Annotated in this window: 16 protein-coding genes; 12 read left to right on the top strand and 4 right to left on the bottom strand. The window is 70.1% G+C overall.

Features of this window, described 5'->3' with window-relative positions; genetic code table 11:
• Both ACN469_RS39665 and ACN469_RS39660 read right to left on the bottom strand, forming a co-directional pair.
• On the bottom strand, positions 1–1,423 hold a 1,423-nt coding region (locus tag ACN469_RS39665; RefSeq protein WP_498776913.1), incomplete at its 3' end, for a serine/threonine protein kinase.
• Positions 1,424–1,629: 206 nt separating this feature from the next.
• The gene (locus ACN469_RS39660) at positions 1,630–2,697 is read right to left on the bottom strand and encodes a hypothetical protein (RefSeq protein ID WP_498776911.1); all 1,068 of its coding nucleotides are present in this window, start codon (positions 2,695–2,697) and stop codon (positions 1,630–1,632) included.
• Between the two features lie 152 nt (positions 2,698–2,849).
• On the opposite strand from ACN469_RS39660, the gene ACN469_RS39655 reads away from it, so the two are divergent.
• Genes ACN469_RS39655 through ACN469_RS39645 form a run of 3 tightly spaced genes read left to right on the top strand, consistent with a single transcriptional unit; the run spans position 2,850 to position 5,020 of the window.
• A complete protein-coding gene (locus ACN469_RS39655; RefSeq protein ID WP_498776909.1) occupies positions 2,850–3,668 on the top strand; it encodes a glycerophosphodiester phosphodiesterase family protein in 819 nt (272 codons plus the stop codon).
• A gap of 11 nt (positions 3,669–3,679) precedes the next feature.
• Complete coding sequence (locus tag ACN469_RS39650; RefSeq protein WP_498776907.1) at positions 3,680–4,444, top strand: deoxynucleoside kinase; 765 nt, start codon at positions 3,680–3,682, stop codon at positions 4,442–4,444.
• A gap of 57 nt (positions 4,445–4,501) precedes the next feature.
• Entirely contained in the window at positions 4,502–5,020 is a 519-nt protein-coding gene (locus tag ACN469_RS39645; RefSeq protein ID WP_498776905.1) for an acyl-CoA thioesterase, read from the top strand.
• An 82-nt stretch (positions 5,021–5,102) separates the two neighbouring features.
• Here the strand turns inward: ACN469_RS39645 and ACN469_RS39640 are convergent, their stop codons facing one another.
• Positions 5,103–5,492: a HesB/IscA family protein gene (locus ACN469_RS39640; RefSeq protein ID WP_498776903.1), complete on the bottom strand. Its 390-nt coding sequence runs from the start codon at positions 5,490–5,492 to the stop codon at positions 5,103–5,105.
• Positions 5,493–5,625: 133 nt separating this feature from the next.
• On the opposite strand from ACN469_RS39640, the gene moeB reads away from it, so the two are divergent.
• Both moeB and ACN469_RS39630 read left to right on the top strand, forming a co-directional pair.
• Positions 5,626–6,786 carry a molybdopterin-synthase adenylyltransferase MoeB gene (moeB, locus tag ACN469_RS39635; RefSeq protein WP_498776901.1) on the top strand — a complete coding sequence of 387 codons (1,161 nt, stop codon included), beginning with the start codon at positions 5,626–5,628 and terminating at the stop codon, positions 6,784–6,786.
• Positions 6,787–6,798: 12 nt separating this feature from the next.
• Positions 6,799–7,131 carry a rhodanese-like domain-containing protein gene (locus ACN469_RS39630; protein ID WP_498776899.1) on the top strand — a complete coding sequence of 111 codons (333 nt, stop codon included), beginning with the start codon at positions 6,799–6,801 and terminating at the stop codon, positions 7,129–7,131.
• A gap of 16 nt (positions 7,132–7,147) precedes the next feature.
• Here ACN469_RS39630 and ACN469_RS39625 read toward each other — a convergent pair whose 3' ends face one another.
• Positions 7,148–9,469 carry a serine/threonine protein kinase gene (locus ACN469_RS39625; RefSeq protein WP_498776897.1) on the bottom strand — a complete coding sequence of 774 codons (2,322 nt, stop codon included), beginning with the start codon at positions 9,467–9,469 and terminating at the stop codon, positions 7,148–7,150.
• Between the two features lie 196 nt (positions 9,470–9,665).
• Here ACN469_RS39625 and ACN469_RS39620 point away from each other — a divergent pair, with 196 nt between their 5' ends.
• The 7 genes from ACN469_RS39620 to ACN469_RS39590 all read left to right on the top strand — a co-directional run bounded on the left by ACN469_RS39620 (position 9,666) and on the right by ACN469_RS39590 (position 17,473).
• Positions 9,666–10,208 carry a hypothetical protein gene (locus ACN469_RS39620; protein ID WP_498776895.1) on the top strand — a complete coding sequence of 181 codons (543 nt, stop codon included), beginning with the start codon at positions 9,666–9,668 and terminating at the stop codon, positions 10,206–10,208.
• Positions 10,209–10,421: 213 nt separating this feature from the next.
• Positions 10,422–11,750, top strand: coding sequence for a putative porin (locus ACN469_RS39615; RefSeq protein WP_498776893.1), 1,329 nt, complete (start codon positions 10,422–10,424; stop codon positions 11,748–11,750).
• Between the two features lie 15 nt (positions 11,751–11,765).
• On the top strand, positions 11,766–12,479 hold the full coding sequence (locus ACN469_RS39610) for a VTC domain-containing protein (RefSeq protein ID WP_498776891.1): 714 nt from the start codon (positions 11,766–11,768) through the stop codon (positions 12,477–12,479).
• A 6-nt stretch (positions 12,480–12,485) separates the two neighbouring features.
• Entirely contained in the window at positions 12,486–14,201 is a 1,716-nt protein-coding gene (gene tmk / locus ACN469_RS39605) for a dTMP kinase (RefSeq protein ID WP_498776890.1), read from the top strand.
• A 12-nt stretch (positions 14,202–14,213) separates the two neighbouring features.
• On the top strand, positions 14,214–14,921 hold the full coding sequence (locus tag ACN469_RS39600; protein ID WP_498776888.1) for a DUF4956 domain-containing protein: 708 nt from the start codon (positions 14,214–14,216) through the stop codon (positions 14,919–14,921).
• On the top strand, positions 14,918–15,703 hold the full coding sequence (locus ACN469_RS39595) for a hypothetical protein (RefSeq protein ID WP_498776886.1): 786 nt from the start codon (positions 14,918–14,920) through the stop codon (positions 15,701–15,703). Before ACN469_RS39600 ends, ACN469_RS39595 begins: the two co-directional genes overlap by 4 nt.
• Before the next feature lie 129 nt (positions 15,704–15,832).
• Complete coding sequence (locus ACN469_RS39590; RefSeq protein ID WP_498776884.1) at positions 15,833–17,473, top strand: metallophosphoesterase; 1,641 nt, start codon at positions 15,833–15,835, stop codon at positions 17,471–17,473.
• The last annotated feature ends 70 nt before the right edge of the window (positions 17,474–17,543 follow it).

Genomic DNA, 17,543 nt, shown 5'->3' with positions numbered 1-17,543 from the left:
GCACCGGCGGGCCCGGAGGAGGCGTGACGGGAGCGCGGCCCCGCCCCCGCTGCGGAATGGTGGACTCCCCGTCCCCCGCGTCCTCTTCATCCGGGTCCAGCGGATCCATCAACGCCGAGTAGCCGGTGGGCGCGGTCCGGACGGCGGTGGACATCTCCGAGTCCTCGTCGTCGCGCGCTCCGCCCCGAGGCCCGGTGGGCAGCTCTCGCGGGCGCGCCATCTGCGTCGCCGGCTCCGCCTCATCCGCGTAGCGCGCCGCGGGCACGGCCTCCGCGGAGACGCGGCGCGGAGTGGGCCGCGCGGTGAGGCCCGGCACCGGCGCCAGGGGGGCCGGCGCCGGCTCCGCCATGGGCGTGGTGGACGACAGCGTCGGCGCGGTGAGCTCCAGCGGGGCCAGCCGGGCCGGTGGGGGCGCCAGCAGGCGGTTGGCCGCCAGCGGCACCGTGGCCTGGGTGCGGCCCACGGGCCTGGACACGGGGATGTGGAGGATGGTGCGCTCCTCCTCCTCCCCCATCAGCCGGGCGATGTACTCGGACACGTCCAGGCTCTGCCGCAGCTCACCCGACTCGAGGAAGTTCTCCAGCTCCTCGTGCACCACCGCCGCGCGCGGGTAGCGCAGGTTGCGGTCCTTCGTCAGGCACTTCATGACGATGCGCGACAGCTCCAGCGGATAGTCGGGCCGCAGCAGGTGCGGCGGCGTCGGGTCCTCGAAGCGGATGGCGTAGAGAATCCCCTCCGTCGTCGGCTTGGAGAAGGGCTGCTTGCCGGTGGTGATTTCGTACAGCATGGTCCCCAGCGCGTAGATGTCCGCGCGGTGGTCCAGCCGCTCCTGCGACACCTGCTCCGGCGCCAGGTAGAGGAACTTGCCCTTGATGACGCCCGGCTTGCTGCGCTCCATGAACGCGCCGGCCTTGGCGATGCCGAAGTCGACCAGCTTGACGCGCCCGTCGTAGGCAATCATCACGTTCTGCGGGCTGACGTCCCGGTGGATGAGCTCCAGCGGCCGGCCATCCACGCCCCGACTCTGGTGCGCGTAGTCCAGCCCCGCCGCCACCAGCGAGCAGATGCGCGCCGCCACGCCACAGGGCACCGTGGCGCCGAACTTCAGCTCCTCCATCACCACCTTGCGGAGGTCCACACCCTCCACGTACTCCATGGCGATGAAGATGTTGTCGCCCTCCTTCCCCAGCTCGTGCACCTGCACGATGTTGGGGTGGCTGAGCTGCGCGGCGATGCGCGCCTCGTCCAGGAACATCTGAACGAACTCGGGCTCCTCCGACAGGTAAGGGAGGATGCGCTTGAGGACCACCAGCTCCGGATCCGGCGGACGGTGCGCCAGGAACAGCTCCGCCATCCCACCCACGGCGAGCCGCTTGATCAACAGGTACTGTCCGAACGGGATGGCCGTCTGGGGGGAGTTCACGGAAGGAACGCGGCGTCTGACAGGGTGGGACAGGTTGGACTTTTCCCGAGCTTACCCACAATCAAACGGTTGGGGGAGCCGGGGGCCCACATCGACTGGTAGCGGACACCGACCTGGGGCCCGCGTCCAAAAAGAAGCCGCCCCTCCCGACATGGGCGAGGGGCGGCGAAATCAGCGGATCATCCGAACGGGGATGAACGCCGGAATCACGGCGCCGCGGAGCCGGCCATGTCCGGGTCGCAGTTCATCGGGTAGACGACGTAGGTGAAGTCGTTCTCCGTGCCCGGGATGACGCCCTCGCCGTACGTGTTGCAGCGGAAGCTGCTGCCGCCGTCGGTCTCCACGGTGCCGCCGTCGGTGCAAGGCAGGTTGGTGAAGGTCTCGTACACGCCGCGGATGCCGTTGGGGAACGTCACCGTGCCGCCGTCCTCGGCCGTCAAGCGCAGGTCGCAGGTGTTGAAGGTCCGGTAGTTCCCCACCAGCACGCCGCCGGTGATCTCAAAGCCCAGGTACGTGCCGCTGTCCGGATCCTCCGGGCGCTGCTTCATGGAGAAGGGCTTCGGGTTGGTGATGGTGACCGGGCCCGGGATGTGGACGCGCGCACCGGCGAACTCGGGGTTCGCCTTGATGGTGCCGCCCTGGGAGTTGCCGAAGCCCGAGGGAACCGCGACATCCGCCAGCGCCGGGCCGGAGCTGTGCTTGGTGATGGTCACCTTGCCGCTGCTGCCCTGCACCGCGAGCATGTAGTCGTTCTTCAACGTGGGACGGTACGCGTCGCGGGTGCTGGGGGTGTTGTCGGAGGCGTCCGCCTTGAAGCGACGGAACACGCCGGACACGGTGAGCACGTCACCCACCACGGGCTCGTAGTTGGTGGTGATGTCCGTGTAGAACTTGTCGACGTAGATGCCCTCCTTCGGGAAGCAGGGGTTCACCACCCAGAAGCGGGCGATGTAGTCACCCGAGGTGCCACGGGAGATGTTGCTGACCGCCGTGACGACGACGTTCTCCAGGGTGGCCTTGTCGCCACGGTTGCCGGTGGTGCGCAGGGTGCCGATGGGGCCTACGGCCGGGAGCGGATCCGGACAGACCAGCGTGGTGGGGCCAGCATCCGTGCCAGCGTCCGTGCCGGCATCCGTGCCGCACGCGCCCGTACAGCCCGGGCCCGCGTCAGGGGTCTCACCGTCGCCATCGTCACGACCGGAGCAGCCCGCCACCGAAGCAAACACCGCCGTGGTGATCAGCGCCGCCGCGCCAAGAGTCTTGCGCAGTTGCATGTCTTGTCTCTCCATTCTTGTCGCGGCGTCACAAGGGTTGAAGTCGACGCCGGTCGGTCCGAGGATGTCGGCCTTATACCGGCGGCCAGCGGGGGCCGGCAAGGAAGCCCCCTCCCCCGGGTCGGTCAGACCCACGTGAATTCGAGGAAGCCATGAATGCACTTCCCGCCTTCCTCCGAGGACTGCGGCCCACACTGCACATCTCGCACCGAGGAGGCGCGTCGCTGGCCCCCGAGAACACGCTGGAAGCCTTCCAGCAGGCAGTGGAGCGCTTCCGCACGGACATGCTGGAGCTCGACGTGCACGTGACGCGGGACGGCGAAGTCATCGTGGCGCACGACGACACGCTGGAGCGCTGCACGGATGGCTTCGGCCCGCTCGCGGGATACACGCTGTCCGAGCTGAAGAAGCTGGACGCCGGGTATGGCTTTACCCTGGATGAGGGACGGACGTTTCCCTTCCGGGGCCAGGGCATCCGCATCCCCACGCTGCGTGAGGTTTTGCGCGCCTTTCCGTCGCTGCGCCTCAACGTGGAGCTGAAGCCAGACGTGCCCGGCCACGAGGACCTCTTCGCGCGGCTGCTGGAGGATGAAGGCGCGGTGGAGCGCGTGTGCATGGGCAGCGAGCAGGACGCGGTGGGCGAGCGCCTGGTCGCCCGGCTGCCCCACGCGTGTCATTTCTACCCCCGCGACGCGCTGGCCGCGCTCGTCATCGCGCTGCGTGGCGGAGAGCCACCGCCGGAGGACCCGCGCTTCACCGTGCTCGACATGCCGCTGTACTTCGGCGAGGTGCGGTTGGTGGACGCGCAATTCCTGCGCGACTGCGCGGCGCGCGGCAAGTGGGTCAACGTCTGGACGGTGGATGACCCGGACGAGATGCGCACGCTGCTGGAGGAAGGCGTCGGCGGCATCATGACGGACCGACCGGACCTGCTGAGGCAGCGAATGGACGACGTTACCAAGCCGGGTTAAGCCCCGGTTCCATGCCTCGTGCCACCTCGCGCTCGCGCCCGTCCCCCGCTCCGGCCGCCGCCTCGAAGTCTTCTCCGGAAGCACCCGGGCGAGCGGCCACGACTCCTCGCGCCAAGAACGCGGTGAAGGAGAAGACGAAGGTGAAGGCGCCCAAGGGACGGCGCTTCGTGGCGCTCTCCGGCAACATCGGCGCGGGCAAGACGACGGCGGCGAAGATGCTCAGCCAGAGCTTCGGCTACGAGCTGTTCGACGAGCCCGTCATCGATAACCGCTTCCTGCGCGACTACTACTCGGACATGTCGCGCTGGTCCTTCACGCTCCAGCTCGAGTTCCTCATCCGCCGCGTGGAGCACCACGAGCTCATCCACTCGTACCGCCGCAGCTGCGTGCAGGACCGCACGCTGTACGAGGACCCGGAGATTTTCGCCAAGTACCTGCACGGCCTGGGGCACCTGACGAACGCGGAGCTGGACCTGTACTACGAGTACTTCCAGCGCCTGTCGCGCCACATCATCCGCCCGGACAAGGTCATCTGCTTCGAGGTCGGCAGCGTGGACGTGCTGCTGGAGCGCATCCGCACCCGGGGCCGCGAGGAGGAGAAGGGCATCCGCCCGCAGTTCCTCAAGGGCCTCAACGGCTACTACGCGTCCTTCCCCCAGGTGCTCCAGGAGAAGTACGGCGTGGAGTGCCTGGTGATGGATGTGTCACGCCAGGACATCCGCCGGGGCCGAGGTCGCGAGGAGTTCCTGGACCGCGTCTCCACCTTCCTGGCATGAGACACCGGGGCCCACGACGCACGAGGGCCCTCAGTGTCCCAGGATGGAAGGTGAGAGATGGCTGACATGACGCCCAAGCGAGCCAAGGACACGGAGGTGGTGATGACCCAGCTCATCCTGCCTCCGGACGCCAACAACCTGAACGCGGCGTTCGGCGGGAAGGTGATGGAGTGGATCGACGTCTGCGGCGCGGTGGCCGCTCAGCGTCACTGCCGGCAAGTGGTGGTGACGGCGTCCATGGATGACCTGCACTTCCACGCGCCCATCAAGGTCGGCTGGATTGCGCTCCTGCACTCGCGCGTGCTGGCCGCCTTCCGCACCTCCATGGAGGTGGGCGTGACGGTGCACGCGGAGAACCCCCTCACCGGCGAGCGCACGCTCACCACCAGCGCGCTCTTGACCTTCGTCGCCATCGACAAGGACGGCAACCGCGTCCCGGTGCCTCCGCTGCTGATGGAGACGGACGCGGAGCGTGAATCGTTCCGGGAAGCCGAGGCGCGACGCGCCCAGCGCCTGGCACGACAGAAGGAGAACCAGTCCTGGTTGAAGGTGATGCAGCCCGTGGCCGGGGCCTGAGCAGGCCCGCGCGGCGCGGGAGGAACGCGAGGGCGGGCGGTACACCCCACCCTCGCGGACCTGGGTCAGTCGGCGACTCGAATCAGGTGGTGAACGAGGTGCCGCAGCCGCAGGAGGACTTCGCGTTCGGGTTGTTGAACTTGAAGCCCGAGCCGGTGATGGCGGAGACGTAGTCGATCTCCGTGCCGGCCAGGTACTGGGCGCTCATGCCGTCGGTGGCGAGCTTCACGCCGTCCTGCTCCCAGACGCTGTCGCCGGCCTTCGACTCCTTGACCAGGTTCAAGTCGTAACCCAGGCCGCTGCAGCCGGCCGGCACGACGCGGATGGAGAAGAAGTAGCCCTCGAAGCCCTGGGCCTTGATGACCTCCTTCACCTGCTTCAAAGCGCCTTCCGTCAAACGCACGGCCTCCGGCGGGGCGGCCTGGGGGGCCGTGGAGGGGGTGGGGGCGGGCGTCGTGGTCGTCGTATCCATGTCGGGAAAATCTCCTCTCGAACGGCCCTTTATAACGCTCGGGGCCGGAAAATCCATGGGACCGGCCGGCTGAACGCCCTGGTCGCCTCATCCCAGGCGGAAGCCGCCCGGGCGCCGGGTTATACCCCGCCCCATGGCGCGTACCTTCCGTGAGCTTCTGGCCGGTGTGAAACAGGAGATTCGCGAAGTCACCGTGGATGAGGTGAAGCGACTGCTGGACAGCCGGGCCGCCGTGAAGCTCATCGACGTGCGGGAGGCGGACGAGTACGCGGGCGGTCGGCTGCCCGGCGCCGTGCACATCCCCCGGGGCTACCTGGAGCTGCGCATCGAGGAGCGGGCCGGGAGGGACGAGGAGCTCGTCGTGTACTGCGCCGGAGGGACGCGCTCGGCGCTGGCGGTGAAGAGCCTGAAGGAGCTGGGCTACACGCGCGTGGCCTCGCTGGCGGGGGGCTACAACCGCTGGAGCGACGCGGCGCTGCCGGTGGAGAAGCCCTTCGTGCTCACCGCCGAACAGAAGGAGCGCTACCGCCGGCACCTCATCCTCCCGGAGGTGGGCGAGGAGGGGCAGGCGAAGCTCTTGAAGTCGCGCGTGCTGCTGATGGGCGCGGGCGGGCTGGGCTCTCCGGCGGCGCTGTACCTGGCGGCGGCGGGCGTGGGGACGCTGGGCATCGTCGACTCGGACGTGGTGGACCTGAGCAACCTGCAGCGGCAGGTGCTGCACACCCAGGAGCGCCGGGGCCAGCCCAAGGTGGTGAGCGCGAAGGCGGCGATTGAAGCCCTCAATCCCGACGTCCGCGTCCTCCCCTTCCAGGAGCGGCTCACCTCGCACAACGTCCTGCGCGTGCTGGAGGGGTTCGACCTGGTCCTCGACGGCGGGGACAACTTCCCCACCCGCTACCTGCTCAACGACGCGTGCCTCATGAAGGGCCTGCCCAACATCCACGGCTCCGTGTTCCGCTTCGAGGGCCAGGTGACGACCTTCGTGCCCGGCCAGGGCCCCTGCTACCGCTGCCTCTACCCCGCCCCACCGCCCCCGGAGCTTGCGCCGTCATGCGCGGAGGCCGGCGTGCTGGGCGTGCTGCCCGGCATCATCGGCCTCCTCCAGGCCAACGAGGCCCTCAAGCTGCTGCTCGGCCAGGGCGAGACGCTCGTCGGCCGGCTGCTGACCTTCGACGCGCTGAGCACCCGCTTCCAGGAGCTGAAGCTGCGCCGGGATGCCCAGTGTCCGGTGTGCGCGCCGGGCGCGAAGGTGGAGCTCATCGACTACGAGCGCTTCTGCGCCGCGACTTCCTGACGAAAGTTCCCCATGCCCATCCCTGAAATCACGCCCGCACGCCTCGCCGAGCTGCTCGCGGGCCCCGCCGAGTCCCGCCCCTTCCTGCTGGACGTGCGCTTCCCGCACGAGCACGAGTACGTCGCGCTGCCGGAGTCGGTGCTCATCCCCCTGCCGGAGCTGGACGAGCGCGCCGATGAGCTGGAGGCCCTGCGGGGCCGGCCCGTCGTCGTCTACTGCCACCACGGCGTGCGCAGCCTGGACGGCACGGCCTACCTGATGTCCCGTGGGTTGCAGGCCGTGTCGCTGCGAGGCGGCATCGACCTGTACTCGCTTCAGGTGGACCCCACCCTGCCCCGCTACTGAGGCGAGGTGCGTCAGCTCAACCGAGGAACGCGGACAGGTCCTGCGTATCTCGGTTGATGCTGTTGGGCTTGATGTCGACCTCGAAGAGGAACGGCTCCTTCAGCGGACCGCCGTTCAGCTCGAGCTTGTTCTTGCCCTCCATCAGCTCGATCTTCAGGCCCTTGTTGTTGCCACCCTGGTAGATGCCGACATCCTGGCCCCTGCGGCGCACGGTGATGCCGCGCACGGTGTCCGGCTTGAGCAGCAGCAGCAGACTCCCCCGGCGGAACTCCTGGGTGAGCACCTTGGCCTGACCCGGCTCGCCGAAGGCCAGCGTGTCCGTGTCCTCCTTGTAGATGCCCTGCTGCTCGTTCTCCATGATGAGCGTGTCCTGCAGGTGCGCGCCCGACACCAGCGTCAGCGGCGTCATGCCCAGCTCGGTGACCAGCTGCGAGCCGCCGCAGCCATTGGCGTGGCGCACGGACACCTTCACGCGCTCGTTGGTGTTGATGGTGAGGCGCACACCCTGCCCGTCGGATGCCGTGGCGCTGAGCACCGCGAGGATGGGCTTGTGGAAGATGGCCACCACCGCCAGCAACCCCACGATGAAGCCCAGCGTGGCCACGTTGCGCGTCGCCATGGTGCGGCGCGTGCGGCGGGAGTCGTCCGATATCGCGCGGTCGACGTCGTCATGCCCCCGCACCGCGGGCGCGGCGGAGAGCGAGACCCGTGAGCGCGACGGCGGCGACGAGGGCATCTCCGCGCGGCTGGAGGTGCGCCGGCGCGGCGGCGGCTCCGGCGCGGACACCTGCGACTGCATCCCCGTGCGGCGGCGCGGCGGCGGCGAGGGCTCCGGCGGCGGAAGCATGGTCCGCTCGTCGTCCTCGTCCTCGTCCTCCATGCGCGTGCGCTCGTCCAGGTCCAACGACGCGGACGTGCGGGAGCGCGGCGGCGGAGGCGCCTCCACGGCCACCTGCGAGGCCCGCGTCATGGAGCGGCGCGGCGCCGGCGGGGGCGTATCCCCTGGATTGGTGACAGCGCTGCGCAGGTCCGAGCGGGAGCTGGTGCGCGCCACCTGGGTGGCATTCGCACTGCTGGGCCGGCGCATCGAATCGGACGTCCCGCCCCGACGGCGCGGCGGCGCCTCGACGTCGCCCGAGGGAGCGTCCCATTCACCCGGATCCTCTTCCACGACAGGCTGCGCGGACGCCCCGGTGCGACGCGGGGGCGGTGGAGGCGGCGCGGAGCGCGCGGGCGGGGCACGGCCGCCTCGCTCGCGGGGGGCGGACGCCTCACCCGGAGGCGCGTCCCAGCTCATGTCGGCGGACGACGGACGTCCCCGGCCTCGCTCCTGCTGCGGAGGCGGGGGCGGCGAGCCCGAGCTGCCAGACGCATCTTCATCCGCCGCGACGACCTGCCCCTGGACCCTCTCGTCCGCGAGCCGGTCCGCGAACAGCGTCTCCATCAGCTCGGAGATCTGCACCGAGCCCGCCACCCAGCGCTGGCCGACGAGGATCTCCTCCAGCGCCGTCTGGAACGTCCGCGCGTCCCGGTAGCGGTCATCCGCGTTCTTGGTGACGGCCCGCATCACCACCGGGTCCATCTCCTCCGGCACGTCCGCCACCTGCGACGGCGGCTGGATGGCGCACTCCATGGCGGCCTGGAGCGTCGCCAATTCCGAGTCCCGCTTCAGCGGACGCACGCCCGTGAGCAGCTCGTAGAGCACCAGGCCGATGGCGAAGATGTCCGCGCGCCCGTCCAGCGGCTTGCCGGCGGCCTGCTCCGGCGCCATGTACGCGAACTTGCCCTTGATGGCGCCCGACTTCGTCAGCGACGCCTGGTCCGCGGCCTTGGCGATGCCGAAGTCCACCAGCTTCACCGAACCGTCGAAGCTGATGAGGATGTTCTGCGGCGAGATATCGCGGTGCACCACGCGCAGCGGCCGGCCCGCGTCGTCCGTGCGGTTGTGGGCGTAGTACAGCCCCTCGCACGCCGCCGCGACGATGCGGATGGCCAGCGGGCGCGCAATCCACTGGCCCGCGCTGGCCGCCTTGCGCATCACCCGGCCCAGGTCCTCGCCGTGGATGAACTCCATGGCGATGTAGTAGGTGCCGTTGGCCTCGCCGAACTCGTAGACCTGCGCGATGTTCGGATGGTTGAAGCGCGCCGCGATGAGCGCCTCGTTCCGGAACATCTCCACGAATTCACGGTCCTCCGCCAGATGCGGGAGGATGCGCTTCACGACGAGGTTCTTATGGAACCCCTCGATGCCCGACTGACGAGCCAGCCACACCTCGGCCATGCCGCCGGTGGCCAGCTTCTTCAGGAGCTGATATTTCCCGAATGATTGAGGGTTCATCCCGGTACTCTGGCCGGGGGAGTTGGCTCAGATGGAATGCTTCAGGGTTCGCCATCTTAGGGGACAGCGGTCGCCGAGGCAAAGGTGGCACGCACGGAATTCGGTCGGGCTGCTGATTGCCTGCCTGCTCGCGACGGGTGCGCTCGCAGTCACTCCGGGTGCGGATCAACTCCGCCTGGAGAGGCGCGGCGACGTCATGGAGCTGCGCTGGGCGGACGCGGAGGAGCGCCTGCAGGGTACGCTTCACCCCGCCCTCCCCCGCGAGGGCGAGCCCGCGATGCTGTCGCTCCACGTGGGCGCGTTCCAGGGCGCCGAGTTCACCGGCCCGCTGACGCTGACGGTCCACATGAAGGACTCGCCCTCCCAGGTGACGAAGACGCTGACCCGCGACGGCGTCAACTGGCACACGGAGCTGACCTTCGACGAGCCGGGCCTCTACGAGCTGGAGGTCCGCTACCAGAACAACCACCTCAAGGTGCTGACCGGCTACGTCACCGTGGCCTCGCGGCCGTTGCCGCCGGGGTTGAGCTGGGGCCTGCTCATCCTGGCCTCCGGCACGGCGCTCGTGTGGGGTGTGCGGGGCGCGATGCGGCGGATGAGGGCCCCTGCCCCGCCCGCGAGCACGCCCGACAGCGGCACCGCTCCGGCTTCCACGACGACGACGACGACGGACTCCACCGTACCCACCGGGGCGAGCGACTCCACCGTCCCGCCGCCGGATGCGTCGTCCGACCGGTAACTCCTTCCAACAGCTGATCGACATTCGTACAGGCCAGGCTGCCCACGCAGTGGAACTTTCGTTCCCACACGTGGGCAGGTAACGCCCTCGTCACGACGCTTTCGCTCCCTGGCACGGCCGAGCGCCGCCCACCGCCGTCCTGCACCCGACGTTGTCGATTCGGGCACCGCAGTTGCACAAGGCCTCTCCCGGCTGCGATGGGGAGGCGGGGACATGGGCGGGTGGCGGTTGGATGATCTGGGGAGGCGGGGCCTCCTCATCGCGGTCCTCCTGAGTGGGCCGGCGTTCGCGGAGGCTCAGGCCTCGGCGAGCGGCACGGGGCTGGACACCTCTGATGCGGTGGCCGTGGAGGATCCGCTCTCGGGCGGCGTGGTGGATGGAGTGGAAGCCCCCGAGAGCGGACCACCGGAGGGCTCCGAGCCCCTGGAGCCCTCCCAGAACAGCATGCCCGACGGAGCGCTGGCGCAGGCACTGCCGCCGCGAATCCAACCGGGAGACACCAGCGACGCGGTGAAGCCGGTGCCGCCGACGAGTTCGCAGCCCACGGCCGCGCAGCCTTCGCAGGTGGACAAGAAGAAGAAAAAGTCGAAGCCGGGCGCGCAGCAGGAGGACTCGCTTGGCGAGGACTCCACGGCGCTCGACGACACGCCCGAGGACGAGGTGCAGACGGTGCGCGTCTTCGGCCGCGTCTACGCGCGCGCCAACGCGGACGAGCGCTCGAAGTACCAGCGCACGCTGAGCATCCCTTCCGCGCGCGTGGGCGTGGGCACGTCGCTGTCCAACCTGGAGGCCGAGGTGAGCGCGGACCTCGCGGACTCCAACATCCTCAAGGACGCCTTCGTGCGTCTGGCGGATGACGGCAAGCGCTTCCGCCTCTATGGCGGCCAGTTCAAGGCCCCCTTCCTCCAGCGCCGGCTGGAGGGCTCGTGGAGCCTGCCCATCCAGGGACGCGGCCTGGTGGAGGACTACCTGGGGGACGTGCACGAGCTGGGCGGCCGTCGGATGGGACTGATGGGCGAGGTGCGGCTCAAGAGCCTGTGGGATGTCCGCGTGTCCGCGGGCGTGTTCCAGGGCTCCAAGGACGAGCTGGGCGTGCGCACCAAGGAGGACCTGGCCGGGCGCGTGAGCGTGCGTCCGCTCAAGAAGATGCTCACCCTGGGGGTCAGCACGTATGTGGCGGAGGCCTTGGACAGGGCGCGTCGGCACGCGGTGGCGGCGGACGCGGAGCTCAAGTTCGGTGGGCTGAACGTGACGGGCGAGGTCGTGACGGGACGGCTGCCCGTGGGTCCGTTCACCGCGCAGTTGCTGCTGGCGAGCTGGACCGTGCCGTTGACGACGGAGTGGGCGCTCCAGCCAGTGGTGGGAGCGGAGGGGTTGCAGTTGAGAGGGGATGTGGAAGGCCGGGGCCACTCGCTGCTCGGGGGTCTCAACCTTCTGCTGGGGAGTCGTTTTCGGGGGCAGTTCCAGGTGGAGCGCGCGTTGCGGCCAGGGGACGAGGCACCGGGCCTCGAGTACTCGCTGCAGCTCGCCACCCGCTTCTAGTCACGGAGACACGTCATGCTCTCGTTCGCCGAGGGAGAAGTGACCCGACTCCGGCGTGAGTTCAAGCTGGTACTCGGGGAGCAGACCGCGCTCGCGCTGTGCGCGCGGTTGTCGATGGAGCTGGACGGACAGGTGCCGTTGCCCACGCGCATCGTGTCCGTCTATTTCGACCGACCGGGCTGTCCGTTGGCGTCGCGCGCGCTGCGCTCGCCAGAGGACTGCCTCAAGGTCCGCACGAAGGAGTACTCGCCGGACGTGGGCTCCGGCGGCGTGGAGCGCGTGGTGCTGGAGGTGAAGCGCGAGCGTCACGGCCTCACGCAGAAGCGTCGGGTCTGGGTGCCGCGCTCGGACCTGGGGCGCGTGTTGCGAGGGGGCGCGCGCCTGTTGCCGCTCATCACCGGAGGCAGTCTGTTGCCGGTGCTGGCGGTGACGTACCAGCGGCACGTGTATCAGGCGTCGCAGGCGTGGCGGGTGACGGTGGACCGGGACATCGGCTACCACCAGATTGCCCCCGAGCTGGCGATGTCCCAGCTTGCCCTGACGGCGGAGCGGCTGGGCCCGCCGCTGTGGAACGAAGGGCGCGTGGTGGTGGAGGTGAAGCACCTGGGGCAGGAGCTGCCCGACTGGTTGTCGTCGCTCAATCCGGGTGGCGCGCCAACGTACAGCAAGTTCGCTGAGGGGATGGCGAGGGTTCACTCCTTCGCCGTGGATGGGGTCGCGAGGGGATAAGGCACCGTGTTCATCGACTTCGAGGGGATTGACGGCAGCGGCAAGACGACGCTCTCCAACCTGCTGGCCGGGAGGCTGAAAAAGCTCGGCTACCGGGTGGCGCACGCACGGGAAGGAGGCGAGCTGCGCTCGTCCACCGCCCGGCGCGTACGTGAGCTGACGCGCGATGCGCGGCTGCTGGAGATGTCGCCGCGCGCGGAGTTCTTTCTCAACCTTGCGCGCGACGCGCAGCAACTGGAGGAAGTGGTGGCGCCCGCGCTGTCGCGGGGAGAGGTGTGCATCACCGACCGTTACCTGTACTCGCAGCTCGCGCTGAGCGGCGGTGGCCGGGGACTTCCCATGTCGGAGCTGCGGCCCGCGTGCGAGCTGGCCTCGCAGGGGCTGTGGCCGGACCTGGTCATCCTGGTGGACGTGGACCCGGACCTGGCGCGGTGGCGCAAGCGGCTGGGCAAGTCCCAGGCGGGACGAAGCTCGGACGGTGACAGCCGCAAGGGGCTGGCGGGCGCGGGCCTGGCGGTGCGCGTGCGCGAGTCCTTCCTGGCCCTGGCCAAGGAAGACCCTCGGCGCTGGCTCATCCTGGAGAACAACGACGCGCCGCTGCACGTGCTGGAGCAGCGTCTGGTGGACGCGGTGGTGGCGCGACTGGAGGGGCGTGACACGCCCGTGCAGCGCATCGTCCCCGTGGCCACGACGCCCCCGCCCACGGGCCCCGTGGCCGTGGAGGACGTGGAGACGCGCTTCTTCCAGGCCCTGGACTCCGTGGAGGTGCGCGAGCCGTCGCTCGCGGTGTGGATGCTGGGGGGCCTGCCCGGGCTCATGGCGCACCAGCGCCGGATGGCCTTCGTGGAGCGCTTCCCCGCCCTCACCGCGCGAGGCCTCCAGGGCCTGGGCGATGACGCGGCGTGGACGCTGCGCGAGGTGCTGGCGCCGCTGGCACCCGCGCAGGTGGCGCTCGGCCTGGGAGGCATCTCTGGCGCGCGCGCGTCGATGATGCGCGAGCGGCTGTATGCCCAGGCCCCGTCGGAGGTGCTCCAGGGTCTGAAGGACGACAGCTCGCCCCAGGCGTGGGCGCTGCGCGAGCGCGGCATGAAGGATGGCCGCCTGAGCGACGTGCTGCTGGGACTGGCCGGCGTGGACGGCGAGGAGTCCTGGGTGGTGCGCGAGGCGGGTGTGCAGCGCTCGCTGTACACGGACGTCGCCCGCAGCCTGGGAGGCCTGACGGACGCGAGGGCGGACGCGCTGCGCGAGGCGCTCCTGCCCCATGACAGGCTGGCGGTGCTGCGCGGCACCCAGGGGCTGGACACGCCCGTGGCGCGCGGACTGCGCGAGGCGCTGGCGGGCAAGGCGCTGAAGCTGGTGCTGCGCTCGCTGACAGGGCTCGACTCGGAGGAGGCCTGGGCGCTGCGTGAGCGCGGGGCGCCGAAGACGAAGGAGGCGCTGGACTCGGTGGACGGCATGAACGACCCGCGGGCGTGGAAGCTGCGGGTGGAGCATGCGAAGCGCTGGCCCGCCACCGTGCTGTCGTCGCTCAAGGGGCTGCCGCTGGGGCCCGAGGCACGCACGCTCATCTCACGGGTATTGGAGGCACGCCCCACGAGCCTGCCGGTGTTGCGCAACGCTTATGCGGTCATCGCCACGGCGTCGACGCTCGACGTCCGGGGCACCACGGTCCGCCAGAGCCGCGTCGTCGCGGAAGCGGCCACACAGCTGGTCGAGCTCTAAGGGAGCCCCGACATGGAGGTTTCGATTCCGGCGCTGTTCGAGAGCGCCAAGGCGGAGATGAGCTCGTTGTCCATCACCGTGATGCTGCCGCGGATGCTCGCGGCGGCGTTCATCGGCACGGTGCTGTCGCTGCGGCCCTGGCGGTTGCTCATGCGCCGGGCGCTGCCGAAGTCGGACATGATTCAGGCGCAGGTGCTGCTGTGCGCGGCGGCGGCGGTCATCACCGCCGTCATTGGCGACAGCGTGGCCAAGGCCTTCGGGCTGGTGGGGCTGGGCGGCTTCGTGCGCTTCCGCTCCGGCCTCAAGGACCCGCGCGACGCGGCCATCCTCTTCCTGATGATTGGCCTGGGCATGGCGTGTGGCCACGGCAGCCTGGGGCTCGCCGGCGTGGGCATGGTGTTCGTCGCGGCGCTGCTGTTCGTGCTGGACCTGTTCAACAAGGAGGCGCCCGCGGCGGCCCCCAAACAGCGACTCCTCGTCTCCGCGCAGGCCGATGACCTGGTGGGCGCGGAGGCGTCGCTGAGGAGCGCGCTGGGCGAGCGCAACGTGCTGGTGAAGAGCTGCGCGCTCGACTTCGACGGGCGGCGATTGGAACTGGAAGTGGAGGAACCCGTGCCCGGCTCGCTGACGGCGGCGCTGGGACGGACGGAAGGCACGCCCCTCAGGGGGCTGCGGTGGACGGCGGTAAGCCCCAAGGGAACACGGGAGGAGCTGACATGACGCGCAGGTGGGTGGTCGCGCTCGCGGCCGGATGGTTGCTCGTGGGTTGTGGTGGCGGCGGGAGCCTGCCGGGCGGAGATGGGCCGGGTCCCACGGGGCCAGGTGGAGACGTGGGTCTGCCGGGCGACAAGGACCCGAACGACAACACCCCGGATGACGCGGCCTCGAAGACGCTGTGGCCGCTGACGACGGGCTCCACCTGGGTCTACGACATCCAGGACCCGGTGCATGGCAACTTCCAGAAGCACGTGACGGTGCAGGGGCCGCGCGAGGTGCCGGGGGCTCCGGCGGGGACGACGGGCGTGCTGGTGCACAGCAAGCAGGACCGCGTCGCCACCGGCATCGTCTACGAGGAGTACTCGTGGCAGCTCGAGCAGAGCAACGGGCTGGTGGTGCGGCTCCGCGAGGAGGACCACCGGGACGGCGTGCAGGTGCGCACCACCACGTGGGCGCCCGCCACGGTGAAGTCCCTGGCGCGCGCGCCGGGCACCCTCCCCTGGTCCTTCACCAGCGCCGTGCAGGAGCTGACGGTGATGGGTGACGGCAGCAAGGAGGACAGCGACCCCACCTATACGTGGCGCGTGCTGGAGACGGGCGTGACGGTGCGGACGCGGGCCGGCACCTTCACCAACGCCATCAAGGTGCGCCGCGACAAGCTCAACGACGCCGGCGAGGTGAAGGAAGGCAAGGAGCGCACCTACTGGCTCGTGCCCGGTGTGGGCAAGGTGCGCGAGGAGGGCGAGCGCACCGAGGACCTCGCGTCCTACGAGATAAAGAAGTAGCGCCCGGTGGGACAGGCGTTGGGCGTGCGAGGGCTTGCCTCGCCGCCTGGCGCCCGCTTCCCTTCCGGATGAAGGTCGTTGAGTGAACGGTTGGGCCTCCGTCCCGAAATTGGTTCGGGAGGAGGCTGCATGCATCGGAAGACCCGCTTCAACCTGCTTCCCCTGGCCGTAGCCCTGACCTTGTTGTCGGGCGTGGCCTCCGCGGGCGTCCTCGCCCGCGACCCCTACCTCCAGAAAGTGGGCCCGGACACCGCCCTGGTGGCGTTCCGCCTGGCGGCCAACTGCTCGCCCGAGGTGCGGTATGGCGTGGGAGCGGTCAGCGAGGTCGCCCGCTCGGAGGCCTCCGGCCGCGTCCATGCCGTGGTGCTCACGGGCCTGAAGCCCGCCACCGAGTATTCCTACGAGGTCAGCGCTTGCGGCCTCAAGACGCCCGCCAAGCGCTTCACCACCGCGCCCGAGCCCGGCACGCGCCGCGTGCACTTCGCGGCCGTGGGTGACTTCGGCACGGGCGGCTCGGACCAGAAGGCGGTGGCCGCCGACATGCTCGCGCGCAAGCCGGAGCTGTTCGTGGCCCTGGGCGACAACGCCTATCCCGACGGCACCGAGGCCGACTTCCAGAACAACCTCTTCGCCCCCATGGCGGCCTTGCTGGCGGAGGTCCCCCTCTTCGCCTCGCCCGGCAATCACGAGTACGTGACGAACCAGGGGCAGCCGTACCTGGACAACCTCTACATGCCCACCAACAACCCGGCGGGCTCGGAGCGCTACTTCTCCTTCGACTGGGGACACGTGCACTTCGTGTCGCTCGACTCCAACTGCGCCATCGGCCTGTCGTCCGCGGAGCGCTGCTCGCTGGCGGACCAGAAGGCGTGGCTGCAGACGGACCTGGCCGGGACGACGCAGCCTTGGAAGGTCGTCTTCTTCCACCACCCGCCCTGGTCCAGCGGCGAGCACGGCTCCCAGCTCACCATGCGCCGCCAGTTCGGCCCCATCTTCGAGAAGTACGGCGTGGACCTGGTGCTGACGGGCCATGACCACAACTACGAGCGCAGCAAGCCCATGCAGGGCGACAGCGTCGCGTCCTCGGGCGGCATTCCCTACCTGGTGGTGGGCGGCGGCGGGGCGGCCCTGCGCGCGTTCTCCGTGGGCCAGCCGAGCTGGAGCCAGGTGCGCGACAACAAGGCGCACGGCTTCCTCGACGTGGAGGTGGTGGAGGGCGTGCTCACCGCGAAGCTCATCACCACGGACGAGAAGGTGCTGGACAGCTTCACGCTGCGCAAGGACCTGCCTCCCGTGGAGGAGCCGCCCCCCGCGGACGCCCTGTCCGTCACCGTGGAGGGCGAGCGCGGCGTGGCCCCGCACCGCGCCCTCTTCCGCGCGGCGACGTCCTCGGAAGTGCCGGTGACGTGGGACTTCGGCGACGGCGGCGCGGCCGAGGGCACGACGGCGGAGCACACCTACGCCAAGGCCGGCCAGTACACGGTGACGGCGACGGCGACGTTCGGCCCCGTGACGCGCACGGCGACGTCCGTCGTCACGGTCAGCGCGGCCTCGGGTGGCGGGGGTGAGAGCGGTGGCGGCACCGACGGGGGCCCCCCCTCGACGGGCAATCCGGACGACCGCCCCTCCCCTCCGACGGCGGGCATCGACGATGAGGGAGGCGGCTCCGGTGGAGGCTGCGCGGCGGGTCCCACCGCCGCCCTGCTCCCTGCCTCGGGCCTGCTGGTGGCCGGTCTGCTCCGTCGGCGCCGCGCCAGCCAGCGTCCCTGAACCCCTCCCTCGCTCCCCTTGGGGTGAGCGAGTTCCCCGCCCGGGTGTGTCGGTGGACCGAGCGTCCCCG

This window comes from Corallococcus terminator, assembly GCF_049194865.1.
Taxonomy (GTDB): domain Bacteria; phylum Myxococcota; class Myxococcia; order Myxococcales; family Myxococcaceae; genus Myxococcus; species Myxococcus terminator_A.
This window is presented reverse-complemented; position numbering and strand designations above follow the sequence as displayed.

What these genes read in the sequence shown, in the direction of transcription:
- ACN469_RS39660 (WP_498776911.1), bottom strand. Translation starts at nt 2,697, where the DNA reads ATGCAACTGCGCAAGACTCTTGGCGCGGCGGCGCTGATCACCACGGCG.
- ACN469_RS39655 (WP_498776909.1), top strand. Translation starts at nt 2,850, where the DNA reads ATGAATGCACTTCCCGCCTTCCTCCGAGGACTGCGGCCCACACTGCAC.
- ACN469_RS39650 (WP_498776907.1), top strand. Translation starts at nt 3,680, where the DNA reads ATGCCTCGTGCCACCTCGCGCTCGCGCCCGTCCCCCGCTCCGGCCGCC.
- ACN469_RS39645 (WP_498776905.1), top strand. Translation starts at nt 4,502, where the DNA reads ATGGCTGACATGACGCCCAAGCGAGCCAAGGACACGGAGGTGGTGATG.
- ACN469_RS39640 (WP_498776903.1), bottom strand. Translation starts at nt 5,492, where the DNA reads ATGGATACGACGACCACGACGCCCGCCCCCACCCCCTCCACGGCCCCC.
- moeB (WP_498776901.1), top strand. Translation starts at nt 5,626, where the DNA reads ATGGCGCGTACCTTCCGTGAGCTTCTGGCCGGTGTGAAACAGGAGATT.
- ACN469_RS39630 (WP_498776899.1), top strand. Translation starts at nt 6,799, where the DNA reads ATGCCCATCCCTGAAATCACGCCCGCACGCCTCGCCGAGCTGCTCGCG.
- ACN469_RS39625 (WP_498776897.1), bottom strand. Translation starts at nt 9,469, where the DNA reads ATGAACCCTCAATCATTCGGGAAATATCAGCTCCTGAAGAAGCTGGCC.
- ACN469_RS39620 (WP_498776895.1), top strand. Translation starts at nt 9,666, where the DNA reads ATGGAGCTGCGCTGGGCGGACGCGGAGGAGCGCCTGCAGGGTACGCTT.
- ACN469_RS39615 (WP_498776893.1), top strand. Translation starts at nt 10,422, where the DNA reads ATGGGCGGGTGGCGGTTGGATGATCTGGGGAGGCGGGGCCTCCTCATC.
- ACN469_RS39610 (WP_498776891.1), top strand. Translation starts at nt 11,766, where the DNA reads ATGCTCTCGTTCGCCGAGGGAGAAGTGACCCGACTCCGGCGTGAGTTC.
- ACN469_RS39600 (WP_498776888.1), top strand. Translation starts at nt 14,214, where the DNA reads ATGGAGGTTTCGATTCCGGCGCTGTTCGAGAGCGCCAAGGCGGAGATG.
- ACN469_RS39595 (WP_498776886.1), top strand. Translation starts at nt 14,918, where the DNA reads ATGACGCGCAGGTGGGTGGTCGCGCTCGCGGCCGGATGGTTGCTCGTG.
- ACN469_RS39590 (WP_498776884.1), top strand. Translation starts at nt 15,833, where the DNA reads ATGCATCGGAAGACCCGCTTCAACCTGCTTCCCCTGGCCGTAGCCCTG.